The 12,801-nt window shown below is 68.9% G+C and carries 11 protein-coding genes and 1 pseudogene; 4 read left to right on the forward strand and 8 right to left on the reverse strand.

The features are described 5' to 3' along the window. The coding region (locus tag ACFKCF_RS48380) for an MFS transporter (protein WP_394502335.1) at positions 1 to 567 on the reverse strand (567 nt) is incomplete at its 3' end. After that, positions 564 to 1,514: a zinc-binding dehydrogenase gene (locus ACFKCF_RS48385; protein ID WP_394502537.1), complete on the reverse strand. Its 951-nt coding sequence runs from the start codon at positions 1,512 to 1,514 to the stop codon at positions 564 to 566. The genes ACFKCF_RS48385 and ACFKCF_RS48380, both read right to left, overlap by 4 nt. Before the next feature lie 89 nt (positions 1,515 to 1,603). On the opposite strand from ACFKCF_RS48385, the gene ACFKCF_RS48390 reads away from it, so the two are divergent. Further along, positions 1,604 to 1,918, forward strand: coding sequence for a TetR family transcriptional regulator (locus ACFKCF_RS48390; protein ID WP_394502539.1), 315 nt, complete (start codon positions 1,604 to 1,606; stop codon positions 1,916 to 1,918). Here the strand turns inward: ACFKCF_RS48390 and ACFKCF_RS48395 are convergent. Continuing rightward, positions 1,869 to 2,237 (reverse strand): annotated as a pseudogene (locus ACFKCF_RS48395) (PIG-L deacetylase family protein); the annotation flags it as partial. The gene ACFKCF_RS48390 and the pseudogene ACFKCF_RS48395 sit on opposite strands and share 50 nt — an antisense overlap. Positions 2,238 to 2,484: 247 nt before the next feature. Here ACFKCF_RS48395 and ACFKCF_RS48400 point away from each other — a divergent pair. After that, positions 2,485 to 3,093 carry a response regulator transcription factor gene (locus ACFKCF_RS48400; protein ID WP_394502337.1) on the forward strand — a complete coding sequence of 203 codons (609 nt, stop codon included), beginning with the start codon at positions 2,485 to 2,487 and terminating at the stop codon, positions 3,091 to 3,093. A 345-nt stretch (positions 3,094 to 3,438) separates the two neighbouring features. On the opposite strand, the gene ACFKCF_RS48405 is transcribed toward ACFKCF_RS48400, so the two are convergent. After that, complete coding sequence (locus ACFKCF_RS48405; protein ID WP_394502339.1) at positions 3,439 to 6,129, reverse strand: lectin; 2,691 nt, start codon at positions 6,127 to 6,129, stop codon at positions 3,439 to 3,441. Positions 6,130 to 7,346: 1,217 nt separating this feature from the next. Further along, on the reverse strand, positions 7,347 to 8,696 hold the full coding sequence (locus ACFKCF_RS48410) for an ABC transporter permease (protein ID WP_394502341.1): 1,350 nt from the start codon (positions 8,694 to 8,696) through the stop codon (positions 7,347 to 7,349). Here ACFKCF_RS48410 and ACFKCF_RS48415 point away from each other — a divergent pair. Then, positions 8,668 to 8,847: a hypothetical protein gene (locus tag ACFKCF_RS48415; RefSeq protein WP_394502343.1), complete on the forward strand. Its 180-nt coding sequence runs from the start codon at positions 8,668 to 8,670 to the stop codon at positions 8,845 to 8,847. The genes ACFKCF_RS48410 and ACFKCF_RS48415 overlap by 29 nt on opposite strands. 58 nt (positions 8,848 to 8,905) lie before the next feature. On the opposite strand, the gene ACFKCF_RS48420 is transcribed toward ACFKCF_RS48415, so the two are convergent. The 3 genes from ACFKCF_RS48420 to ACFKCF_RS48430 form a co-directional block, all read right to left on the reverse strand. Continuing rightward, positions 8,906 to 9,301, reverse strand: coding sequence for a hypothetical protein (locus ACFKCF_RS48420; protein ID WP_394502345.1), 396 nt, complete (start codon positions 9,299 to 9,301; stop codon positions 8,906 to 8,908). A 216-nt stretch (positions 9,302 to 9,517) separates the two neighbouring features. Further along, the gene (locus ACFKCF_RS48425) at positions 9,518 to 9,730 is read right to left on the reverse strand and encodes a hypothetical protein (protein ID WP_394502347.1); all 213 of its coding nucleotides are present in this window, start codon (positions 9,728 to 9,730) and stop codon (positions 9,518 to 9,520) included. A gap of 141 nt (positions 9,731 to 9,871) precedes the next feature. Further along, entirely contained in the window at positions 9,872 to 10,321 is a 450-nt protein-coding gene (locus tag ACFKCF_RS48430; RefSeq protein WP_394502348.1) for a DUF4132 domain-containing protein, read from the reverse strand. Positions 10,322 to 10,479: 158 nt separating this feature from the next. On the opposite strand from ACFKCF_RS48430, the gene ACFKCF_RS48435 reads away from it, so the two are divergent. After that, entirely contained in the window at positions 10,480 to 12,129 is a 1,650-nt protein-coding gene (locus tag ACFKCF_RS48435) for a hypothetical protein (protein ID WP_394502350.1), read from the forward strand. The last annotated feature ends 672 nt before the right edge of the window (positions 12,130 to 12,801 follow it).

The raw sequence follows: 12,801 nt of genomic DNA on the forward strand, positions 1-12,801 counted from the left end.
GGCCATCGAGACCAGGATGAGCGGCACGTTGACGAAGAAGACCCAGCGCCAGCCCCAGGTGTCGATCAGCACGCCGCCGAGCACGGGCCCGGAGATCGGGGCGATCTGCCCGACGAAGCCGACCTTGCCCATCACCCGGCCCAGGCGCTCGGGTCCCGCGGCCCGGGCCAGGACGAGCTGCGTCACCGGCAGGATCATGCCGCCGCCCAGCCCTTGCAGCGTCCGGAAGGCGATGAGCGAGCCTGCCGACCACGCGGCGCCGCACAGGAGCGACCCGAGCAGGAACAGCCCCAAGGCCGTCAGCCACACGGCGCGGGCGCCGAAGCGGCCGACCGACCAGCCCACCAGCGGAATGACGGCGGTCATCGCCAGCACGTAGGAGGTGGTGACCCACTGGATCATCGTCACCGGCGCGGCCAGGTCCCTGGCCAGCTCGTCCAGCGCCACCGCGACGATCGTGGTGTCCAGCAGCGCTGCCATCGCGCCCACCAGGACCGTCGCGGTCAGCGGCAGGAGGGCGCGGGCGGCCACGGCAGAGGCGGCCGGGCTTGCGTTCGGCGTGTTCATGGGATCAGCAGGGTCTTGCCGATCGTGGCGCGGGCTTCGATCGCCCGGTGCGCCTCGGCGGCCTCGGCCAGGGGGTAGGTCTGACCGACGATCGGGCGCAGCCGACCGGCCGCGGCGTGCGCGAGCGCCTCCTCGGCCAGCGCCCGGGTCTGCGCCGGGGTCGGCGCGCCGCCGTCGGGAACGACCGTCACATGAGCGGCCGGCTCGGTCCAGGTGCCGGAGGCCATGCCGTACAGGCTGGCCCGGCCGCCGGGCCGCACGGCGCGCATGCCCTGCGCGCCCACGACGCCGCCGACTCCGTCGAAGACGAGATCGACGCCTCCGCTGCTCAGCTCGGCGACCTCGCGTTCCCACCCCGGCTGGGAGTAGTCCACGTAGGCGAGCGCACCCAGCGAGGCGACCAGTGCCTCCTTGCCCGGCCCGCGGGCGGCGCCGACCACCTTCGCCCCCGAGGCGGCGGCCAGCTGGACCAGCAGACTGCCGACACCACCGGCGGCCGCCTCCACCAGCACCCACTCGCCCGGACGCACCTCGGCCTGCCGGTGCAGGAGCACTGCTGTCCGCCCATCGGCCAGCAGCGCCACCGCATCCCGCAGCGTCACCTGCGCCGGGACGGGGACGAGGTCCTCCACCCGGGCCACGGCCAGCTCCGCATAGCCGCCGGTGCCGCCCGTCGTGGTCACCACGGCCTGTCCGACCAGCGCGGCATCCGCCCCCGGGCCGACAGCCGAGACGCGCCCGCCCACCCCGTTGCCCGGAATGCGCGGAAGCGCCGGCCGCCGGCGGGCCGCGGGACCGCGACCGGCCCGCACCTGTGTCTCGACGTACGTGATCCCGGCGTAGTCCACCGCCACGAGCACCTGCCCCGGTCCGGGCACCGGATCTTCGACCTCCCGGACGCGCAGCACCTCCGGCCCGCCGAAGCGATCCATGACCACAGCACGCATGACTACCTCCCTAATAGGAGCAAAACGCTCCGCTTGGGAGGACCATATAACCGGAGTAATTCGCTCCGCAAGTTCGATATGCTGCCGGCATGACCGAATCCAAGCGCCGCGGCCCCCGGCGGGCGGAAGCCGAGCGCAACGACCGGGCCCTCCTGCAAGCGGCACGCCAGGTGCTGGCGGCCGACGGCGAACACGCTTCGGTCGCGGCCATCGCAGCGGCCGCCGGGGTCGGCATCGGCAGCCTCTACCGCCGCTACGGTCAGGGAAGGCGACATCGTCACCGGGCCCGTGGTCTTCTCCGAGGGGCGTGCCCTGGCCGTGCCCGCCGGACGTGCCCTCGCCCACCAGGGGGCCTACCTGCACGTGATCCGGATTTCCGTACGAGCCGTAGCCGTCATAGGTGAGCACGGCATCGGGCCTGAACTCCCTGATGTGCTCGACGACCAGTCCCACCGCCTCGTTGAGAGGCACGTCCAGAAAACGCGGGCTGCTGGGCGCGGATTCCGGCTTGAGGGCGTCGGCGTAGCCGGGCAGCCTCGGTTTGCCCGCGCCGAGGATGTCCAGGGAACGCTCCAGTTCTCCGGCCCCTTGGGCTTCCTGGGTCCACTTGCACGTGACGACGGCGGTTCTGGCGCCCTCGTCGGCGTACTTGGCCAGGGTTCCGCCGGTCCAGATCGCCTCGTCGTCCGGATGCGTGTGCACGCATAGCACCCCAAAATCCATATAACCTCCAAAGTGATCAATGGCCGGCAGCGTAGCTCTCAGATGCCCGTTCTTGCCGGTGGCGTGGCGGCCGTGTCCGTCCGGTGGCGACGTCTTCACATGATCATCAACGGCGACCGCTGTCTGCGGTCGCGGGCGCGTCCCAGATCATGGCGTGTGGGCCCACATCATGAAAGCGGGCGGTGGGGAAGACCTCCCGGTAGATCCGCTCGAACTGCTCCCGGCTGAGGTAGCGGTCGCTGACCCGATGATCCAGCCACGCTCCGGTGGACAGCCGGAAGATCTCTCACGCCTGCGCCGGGCCGCGCCGGACGAGGTTGCGGAGGAGCTTGCGTACCGCGCCGCCGTAGAGCCACCAACGCGGGTTGGCCGGACGGACGACGAGCCCGCCATCGTGGACGCCGTCTCCCGCTACCTTCGCCACATCGGGCACGAGGTGCGCACCGCCGTCACCGCGCGGCAGGCGCTCACCGCGGCCCGCACGTTCATGCCGGAGCTGATCCTGCTCGACGTGATGCTGCCGGACCTGGACGGCTTCGAAGTGCTGCGCCGTATCCGCGCCGACGGGCTCGAGGTTGCGGTGGTGTTCCTGACCGCGCGGGGCAGCCGCAAGGACGTGGTCGCCGGGCTGGCCGCGGGTGGTGACGACTACATCGCCAAGCCGTTCGGCCTGGACGAGGTCGCCGCCCGGGTGGACGCGGTGCTGCGCCGCACGCGGGGACGGCAGCCCGACGACCACGTGCTCCGGGTGGACGACCTGGCGCTGGACACCAGGAGCTGCGCGGTGCGGCGCGGAATGTGCCGATCGAACTGCCGCCTACCGAATACCGGCGAACATGGGTTTCCTATGTCCTGAACCAGCACACTGCAGGGGGCACGCAGTCGCTCGATCCGCGCGTCCAGGTCGGCCAGAGTCCGACTGGCCGCATCACCTCGATGGGCAGGTGAGCCGAGGTCAGGATGCTGAGCGGCCAAGAGTCGCCGTACGAGATCCGGAGAGATGTCCACCTCGGCAGCCGGCATGCGATGAGGACCACCATCCCGCGACCTTAGCGGACCCCGAGCTGGCCCCCTGGCAGAGGATCGCCTCCGCGCTTTCATCTTCGGGGGATTGACACCGCAGCGCCTTCGGATGGAATCCCGACCGTCGGCAGGGTGGGCCGCGGGCGGTTGACCGTCCGCGGCCCGGTAGGACCTCACATCAGCTGCGCAGGCTCCACTGCTGGTTGCTGCCGCCGTTGCACGACCACAGAATGATCTTCGTTCCGTTGGCGGTGCCGCCGCCGTTGGCGTCCAGGCACAATCCGGACTGCACACCGGTGATGGTGCCGTTGGAATTGAGGTTCCACTGCTGGTTGGTCTGTCCGTTGCAGTCCCAGATCACCACTTGGGTGCCGTTCGAGGTGCCCCGGTTGTAGGCGTCCAGGCACTTGTTGCCGAACACCTGCAGCTGCTTGCCCGACGTGTACGTCCACCGCTGGTTGGTCTGTCCGTTGCAGTCCCACAGCTGCGCCTGGGCGCCGTTGGTCGCAGAGCCGCTGACGTCCACGCATCGACCCGACTGGCCGCCCACGATCGTGACGTTCTGCTGGCTGCTCCCGCCGTTTCCTTGCCTGACGAGCGATTTCGACTCAGCCGATCGATTCCCCTGGGCGTCCACGACGTAGAGCCGATACTCACCGGTCGACGGCGGAACGGCAATGGAGGTCGCGGTTCCGCTTGCCCGGGTCATCGTGTTGCCGACGACGAAGGAGGTCGTGCCCGAGGGGGCCAGCCAGACCGTCTTGCTCGCATCGCCGGTGCTGCGGATGGGGATCGATGTCACGCCGGCGCCTACGAAGGTGCTGGCGGGCAGGATGTAATCCGGCAGAGAAAGATTGCTCTGGGGGATGATATTCCTGTACGCGTCCTCGAGTCCGGAGTTCACGGCTATGCCATAGGCCTGCGACGGCCAGACGTAGTCGGAGGATACGAGGATGTCCTGGACCGTGCTGTTCGGCAGGTTCTTGTTGGAAACTTTGTTGATAGGGCCGTATGTCTGCGTGATGCTCAGATCATGCTTACGCCCGAAGTCGTCGGAGTTGATGAGCCACGTGACATTCTTGTCCACGCTCAGGACGTTGTCGCGGAAGGTTATGAACGCTGAGCCTTCGTCCGGGTGGAGTCCGTACTTGTGGCCGGCCGGGACGCCCTGCAGATAGTTGTTGTTGATCGTGGTTCCCGGCTGGCTGCCCAGCGTGTAGATGGGAGCCGTATCGCCCAGGCGCTGCACCGTGTCGATGATGTGGTTGTAGCTGATGTTGTTGTTCTTCGCCGTGGTGGTCGGCCGGTTGGGCTGGATCGAGCCTGACGATCCGTCGAAGTTCCACCACCCCCAGCCGAGCGTTATGCCGGACCACGGGGCTTTCTCGACGCGATTGTGCTGGATGGTCAAGCTGTCGGCGAAGTACGCCGAGATGGGGCTGTGCCCGTTGAACAGAACAGCACTGTCGTAGATGTAGTTGTTCTTTATCTCGATGTTCTTGGGCGCTCCTTCGACCTGAGCGGGATACTTCTCGCGATTCGTCGCGGTGTGGTCCCCGATGTAGACATGCTGGGGATGGCCGACGACGATAGCGGATCCGGCGATGTCGTTGGTGTAGTTTCCGATCAACTGCGAGTTCACCACGTCGTTGGCCATGGTGATTCCGTCGACGCCGGTGTGCTGTATCCGGTTGTTCTGCAGGACGAGGCCGTCGGCGTTGTCGATCTGAATGATGCCGGGCGCCATGTCGACATTGCGGTAGTAATAGACGTGGAAGTTCTGCTTGGCATATGCGAGTGCGCCGAGATTGCCCTGCTGGGCTTGTTTGAACGCCGAGCCGGCCACGTTGAACAGGTTCCAGTCGGAGTGCTGGACCGTGAGGCCGGAGAATGTGATGTTTCGGACGCGAGAACTGGTGGAGGCGCCGGCGACCCTGAGAAGGGTGGACACATTGTTCGGCGCGAAAACCGTCGCGGTCGCCAGGTCTTCGGAGGCTGCCTTGTAGTAGTACAACGTCCGGCTCGTCTTGTCGAAGTAGAACTCGCCCGGCGTGTCCAGGAACTCGTAGGCGTTCATGACCTTGTGGGTGCCGCCGACCTGGGCGTTCCCGTTGAAGGCGCCTTGGGCGATAGCCGCTCCCGGCTGCTGGAACTGAGCTATACGGTTCGTGCCGTCAGAGGTGACCTGCCGGACTCCCACGATGGCCGTGGTCCAGGTCGTCGCCGTCTCTATTTCGATGTCGTCTTGGTTGGCGGCGATAGCGGGGAAATCGCCCAGACTGTACTTCGCTCCCGCGCACTGCGAGCCCGATTCCCACGCCCAGGACGCCTGTCCGGCCGTGACGGTGTAATTTCCGTAGCACCCCTGCGAGTTTATCGTCTTCGAAGCCATGTACGCTCGCTTGTCGTTGACATAGAGCGCACGGAGCTTGTTGCTGCGATTCAGCGGGGCTTTCCAGATGTTACCGCTGTGCTGCGTCCATCCGGTTACCTGAACACCGCCGCTGAGGACTGGCGTCTCGTTCTCGTACGCGGCGTACACGACCCGGAATCCGTTCGTGCCGGAGTCGGCCGGCGTGAAGTCGATCGTGCTGCCGACCGGATAGTTGCCCCCGCGGAGATACACGTAGATGTCGCCTGTCATGTCGGCGTTCACCGTGCGAACGACGTCCCTCGCGCGCTGCAGGGTTCGGAACGGTGACGTGATCGTTCCAGGGTTGGCGTCGTTGCCGTCGGGGGCGACATAGTAGGTTGCCTGGGCCGCCGCCGAGGCCGAGGCATTACCTGTGAACGTCGGCAGCAACACCGCGGCAACGAACACCGCAAGCGCCGCTAACGCCTTCCCAGTGGTGGGCAGGGCTGGTATCACACTCTGTTCCTTTCGCTGGTTTCGAGAAGAGTTTCGCCGCGAAATCACCCCGCCTCAGCAGAGCTCATCGGAGTGTGCCTTTGCGCGGGCGTGGCGGCTTGTCTTGCCGTTGCGGACATCGATCGGAGGGCCGCGCACCTTTCCGGCCGAGGGGCGGGCCGCCCTCACGCCATGCGCGGCAATGCCGTAGCGCGTGGGCCTCGGCGGGTTCGTCGTCGAGAAGGCCGAATGTCCTTACCGCCGGATGAGCGGCGCCGGCCGTCTTGCGCACCGAGCATTCGTCACAGGCGGCTCATGGGCTCTGCAGTACGCGAAGGACGAGTCTGCCGGTGCGGAAGGAGTCCTGGCCGTCCGCTCCGGCCCCGCGCTGACGAGGGTCACGCCGCCGGGGCGCGAGGTCTCCTCATAACACGCCCTAAGAATCCGTGGCAGACGTGCCGTTACGGAATGTAACGTATGACGTATGCCGACTGATGTTTAGGAGTAATGTCGCATTAACATGGGTGTCTCGCAATAGTCGATGGAGCGCCGGAAGGCGCACCTCTTCGCCCACCCCCAGCCCAGCGCCGCGGCGCCGGGCGATCTTCCGCGACATGGTGGACTTCCCGCGGGTCGCGGTGGGACGCCGCCGGTCATGCGTACGGGGCCACCTGGCAGCTCTTGGTCCGATCTGCCAGGTCAGGGCCGATGTCTCCGGCTCCGCGCCGGTTGCCGGCGGCCCGGCGCAATCCGCCATGCGGTGCCCGCGGCGCACCGGAGCCCTGCTGGATCAGCCGCGTTCCGGGCAGGTTGAGGGAGGAAACTGCCTATCTCAGCAGTGGTGGCTCACTTTGCCGATGAAACTTTCATGAGCAATGTGAGACAGCTGAGTTGAAGGCCGTCGTCGGGATGGGCGATCTTTTGTGACTGGAAGTAATATCATGGTAATGTTCGGTCACGGCCGGGTGCCTTACTGGCGCCCGATCCCCGCCCCGGCCTCGGGCCGGCAGGCGACGAGGCTACGCCGATGTCCGTTTTGCTCAGGTAAACACGGAGAACCGAAGACGCTTCCGATCGGCACGGGCCGTTGCTCGCATGCCGGGCTCCGGGCCCGCGCCGACGCAGTCTCGCTGTCACACGGTGGTGAGCTGCCATTCCTGGTTGGGGCCGCCGTTCTCGGGCCATTGGATGATCCGGGTGCCGTCGGCAGCGGAGCTCGCCGCGACGATCCTTGAGGCTCAGATGAGCGCCCTGCGCCTGACAGCGGCAAGGCCAGCCGCAACCAGAACGGCCGTGACGCCTGTCATGATCGCGATGGCTGTGACCGTGAAGGGCTCGCCGGAGATGACCATGGGCAGGTTGGGGTAGGGCACGGCGTGCTTGGCGATCCAGTAGTCGATGCCGAGGATCGGGCCGAGCACCTCGCCGAAGAGGTTGACGAACAGGAAGGCCGCCCAAGAGATCGCGGCCGCGGCGTGAGGGAGCAGGCTGAAGGCCAGGACGCCGATCCCGGCCAGGACCCAGGTGGCGGGCGCCTGCACCAGGGCGCCGGCGAGCACCTTGCCGGGCGCCCCGGCCACCAAGCCCATAGTCAGCCCCGCGGCGGCGAGGATCAGGGCGCTTCCGGCCAGGGCGAAGAGCAGGTGGCCGGCGACCCAGCGCACGCGGGAGACCGGGGTGGACAGGAGTAGTTCGGCGCGGCCGTTGATCTCTTCGTTGCGCAGCCGCAGCAGGGCCAGCAGCGGGTAGAGGGCCGAGACGTAGCCGAGGCTGAGCGCGATCAGCCACAGGTAGGCGTCGGTCATGGTGGCCTCGGGCGAGGCGGTGTAACGGCGGAAGAACTCCTCGACCGCGGCGCCCTGCCGGGCGACCTCCTCGACGGAGGTGGCCAGGGCGCCGAGGACCAGCCCGGCGATCGCGTATCCGGCGATCCAGCCGCCGAGCAGGCCCTTCTGCAACCGCCAGGCCAGGCGCAGCGGGCTGCGCAGCCGGTCGGAGATGGCCGGGCCGGGACGTTCAGGGATCAGGCCGTGGCCCAGGTCGCGCTGGGTGAGCAGCCGGTAGGCCAGTGCGAGGGCCGCGGCGGTGAAGGCGAGGCTGAGCAGCAGCACGGCCACGTTGTTGTCCCCGTACGGCCGTACCAGGTGCGACCAGCCTTGCGGGGACAGCCACTTCAGCGCGGTCAGGCCGCTGCCGTCGGTGAGGAAGCGCAGCACGTAGCTGACACCGAGACCGAGCGCGGCCACGCCGATCGCCGCGCGGGCGCTCTGGGTGAGCTGGGCGGCCACCGCGCCGATGCCGGTGAAGACCAGGCCGGCGGCGGTGATCGCGGCGCCGAAGGCCAGCGAGCCGGCCGCGTCGGCGCCGGTCGCGGTCATGGCGGCGGCGGTGAGCAGGCCGGCCAGCACGGCCGAGCCGCAGGTGATGGCGAGCGCGGCGGTGAGTGGCGCCAGGCGGCCGACCACGCCGGCGCCGACCAGTTCGGCGCGGCCGGACTCCTCCTCGCCCCGGCTGTGCCGGACGACGGTGAGGATCATGATCAGGCCGAGGATGGTGTAGATGGCGTCGGCGTTCTTCCAGACCGCCATGCCGGCCAGGGTGGCGGAGTGCACCTCGCCGGCGAACGCGGTCAGCGCCTGGTTCGCGGCCATCTCGCGGGCGAACGCGGCGATGTCGGGGATGCCGGTGGCGTACCGCTGGACCTGCCCGGCCGCGAGCGCGACGAGCAGCAGCAGCTAGAGCGGGACGATGAAGCGCTCACGCTTGAGTGCGAGCTTGGTCAGGGTCCAGGTGCCGTTCATCGCTCCGCCTTCTCGCTCTCGTAGTGGCGCAGGAACAGGTCTTCCAGCGAGGGCGGGGTGCAGGTCAGGTCGCGTACGCCCACCCTGATCAGCTCGGCCAGCGCCGCGTCCAGCCGGGTGCGGTCCACCTCGAAGGAGATCCGGTTTCCCTCGATGCGCACCGCGTGCAGATCCGGCATCCGGGCCAGCCCCTCGGGTGGGGAGGCCAGCTCGGCGGTGACCTGGCTGCGGGCCAGGCCGCGTAGCTGGGACAGGGGGCCGGCCTCGACCGTGCGGCCGCGCCGGATGATCGTGACGCGGTCGCACAGCGCCTCGACCTCCGACAGGATGTGGCTGGACAGCAGCACGGTCCGGCCCCGGGACTTCTCCTCGGCCACGCACCAGGGACGCACCGGGTTCCTCGCGCGCACGGCTGCGCGTGGGATGCACCCGTGTGCAACTTTTGATCTTGCCGCCAGGGTTCCAGAAGGGTGCCACGGCAGGTGCCACAGGGGGGCCACGAGGGGGGCCACGGCGGGTGCCACGAAGTGTGGCACCCCTTCTGACCTGCAACCCCACCCCCAAGCCCCCGCCCGTGGCCCTCTGCGAGGGGCCACGCGATCTTGTGGCTAGGTGCTCTCTCCGTCCTCAAGGGCACGGTCGAGCATGCCGCCCCAGACGTGATCCTGGCCGTCCACGCACTTGGCGTAGATCTTCAAGAGGACTTCCACGCTGTGTCCCGCCCATTCGGCGACCTGTGTAGCCGGGACTCCGGCGTTCAGCCGCATGGACACGCCAGCATCCAGCAGGTCGTACGGCCGTCGCGCGAGGTCTGACTCCACCTGAGCCGGTGTGAGCGCCAGGGGCCGCGCGGCGCGCCACGTGCGAGAGTAGGCAGTTGCCTGGAGGAGCGCACCGCGTTCCGTGCGGAACAGGCGCCCGTCCTTGTCGTTGTGCCGGTGTGCCACCAGAAGTCCCGGCCGTCATGGAACCTGTGGCCGTCCGGGCCGACCCGCCGCTCGCCGGGGCCGAGGGCCTGGTGCCCCCTGAACCGCCGACCGTCCGCCGTCCTGACGCTCACCCGCCCGTCCTCGGACACCTCCTCCAGCAGCCCGGCCCGCCCCTCCACGCGGAACCACCAGGTGCCGCAGGCAGGCCCGCCACCAGGGGTCGGGCCACACCCCGGCGAGGAGCCCGGCAGGCACCGGCAGCCCGTTCAGCATCCATGACTCCACGGTGGCGCGGCACTCCTTTTCGTGCCCGTCCAGGTGCTCAAGCAGCGCCGCGAACCGCTCACCGACCGGGCTGGACCGCACGGCCCTGGGCACGGACGCCAGCAGCTGGCCGCCGGTCTTCCTGCAGCGCAGGGTCATCCCGTCCAGCGCCGGCTCGTGGTTGCGGACGGCGCGGACTCGCGTGAGGGGAATCGTCATGGCGACGACTATGTCGGCGGGCACCGACAATCGTCCCGGTCTCGAACCCCGGAGGGTGCTTGATCACGGTTTGGTGTCGCGCGACCGAATGATCTTGACGTGGGAGCACCCGTGAGACGTTATTAGAACACACTTTCCCATGTCGGCAGGAGGCTCTCGTGTCCCCATCCCTGGTTCGCCGATTAGCCGCTCACTGCGGCGCCGCCGGCCTGATCACCGGCCTGCTCACCGTCACGGCCCCCGCCGCCTCGGCGGCCGGCACCACCACCGACCTCGGGGTCACCGACTCCTACACCGCCGACCTGGCCGTCGGCGGCGGCCGGGTGTTCGTTCCGGCCGGCGACCGCATCATCGTGGCCGGCACTGACGGAAACCTCACCGGCGGTGTCGTCACCGGCCTGCCCGGCGTCCAAGAGCTGGCCGTGAACGCGGACGGCACCCGCCTGTACGCGGCTCTCACCGGCTCGAACGAGGTCGCCGAGATCGACACCGCGAGCCTCGCCGTCACCCGCCGGATCGACCTGTCGGCCCACCCCTGCCCGTCCACCCTGGCATTGCTGGGCGAGCGGTTGTGGGTGGGGCACGGATGCGACAACGGCCCCGGCGGCGTCGTCGGCCTGGATCTCAGCGCGAGCGCCCCGGCGCCCGTGGCGGTCGGGGGCGAGCACCTGCGGCCTCCCGTGCTCGCGGCCGCCGGCGACACGCTCGTGGTCGGCCAGACCGCCCTGCACCACGCCGACATGCTGGTCTACGACGTCGGCGACGGCGCCCCCGCGCTGCGCGGCACGATCGACGGCGAGGAGTGGCGCATGGACTACCTGCGCGACCTCACCCTGAGCTCCGACGGCGGCACCCTGTTCAGCGCGGCCGACACCCCCGGTCACTTCACCAGGTACGACACCAGGACCCTGGCGGCGACCGGCACCTACGGCGACGGCTGGGACGGGTACCCGTCCGCCGTGGCGCTCGGCTCGGGCGGCGCCTACGTCGCGGCCGGACGCCAGTGGGGCAGCACCGACCTCACCCTCTACGACGCGGCGACGGGCGCGGAGCTGTTCGCGGCCGACCAGCCGGACGCCGAACTGCTCTTGGACGGCGTCGCGTTCTCCGGCACGGACGTCTTCGCACTGCTGCGCAGCTCCACGGACCGGCTGCTGCTGTGGCGGGTGACGGGCGTCGCGCTACCGGCCACCAAGCTCACGGTGACGGCCCCCGCGGACGCGTACGCCGGCTCGCCGATCACCGTCGAGGGGCGGCTCACCCGCGCCGACGGCGAGGCGCTCGGGCTCAAGCCGCTCACGGTGATCCAGTACCTGCCCGGCTGGACGAAACTGCCGATCACCGGCGTGACGACGCGGCAGGACGGCACGTTCACCTTCCAGGACACGCCCGTCTTCGAGCTGCCGCCGTACATCGGTGAGGTGATCTACTGGGTGTTCTGGGACGGCGACGACGGCCACCGCCGCAGCAGCGCCTCCGTCACCGTGACGGTCAAGCGCGAAGCCACGCTCACCCTGACAGGGCCGCAGTCCGGCGTCGCCGGCACGGCCGTGGAGCTGAGCGGCGTCCTGACGGCGGGCGACAGGCCGCCCTCTCCGGGGTCCACGCTCACCGTGCAGCGCACCCTGTATGTCAAGGGCACCAGCGGTAAGACCGTCAAGCTCCCGCCGGTGAGGGTGAACGCCGACGGCACGTACACGTTCACCGACACGCCCGCCAGCGCCGGCAAGTACAGCTACCTCGCGAGCTATGCGGGGGACGGCGGGACCGGACCGGCCCAGGCCACCCATCAGATCATCGTCAAGTGACCCGACGACCGGTGCCCGGCCGCCGGGCCGGGCACCTCGGCCGGGATCCGGTGGTGACTCACCAGGCCCCGCCGACGTGTTCCAGGAGCCATCAGGGTCTACGCTGTGGCTCGCGGCCACCGCACGATCTTTTGTTGTCTTCACCAGCCACGAATGATCACGCGTTGGCCGTCGCCATGTGACCTCGACCCCTCAAGATCCCGAAGTGTCACTGGAGGGCGTCCAAGGCGTTGGGTAAGCGCCGTGCCGAGGAAGGCGCGCACTGTGGACGCACCGGGCCGACCACGCACGGGGTATTTCGCCAGGTAGCAGGGCTGATAGCCATTGGTCTCCGGAGCCGGGTGCGCAGGTTCGAATCCTGCAGGGGGCACTCGATCTTGACCAGCGATTCCGGCCGCTGACCAAGGCGAACATCGTACGAACGGGCGGGCCTCCAGTCTCACGGAGTCCCGCCCGTTCTCGTTGGCGCTCATGGGGTTGTGGGCCGTGCTTCCTCATGCACGTCGAGATCGATGTGGGTCAGCAGGTCCGACAGACCACCGGGTGCTGATCAGTCGTCGGCCCCATCAAGGGAGATCCCACCCGGTGCGCTCAATGGTGACGAACTGGCGAGATCGGCGTGACCACGCCAGTGGTGGAACGCGGGCCGACCGAGATCCTCGAGCCGGTGGC

Source organism: Nonomuraea sp. JJY05, assembly GCF_043496855.1.
Taxonomy (GTDB): domain Bacteria; phylum Actinomycetota; class Actinomycetes; order Streptosporangiales; family Streptosporangiaceae; genus Nonomuraea.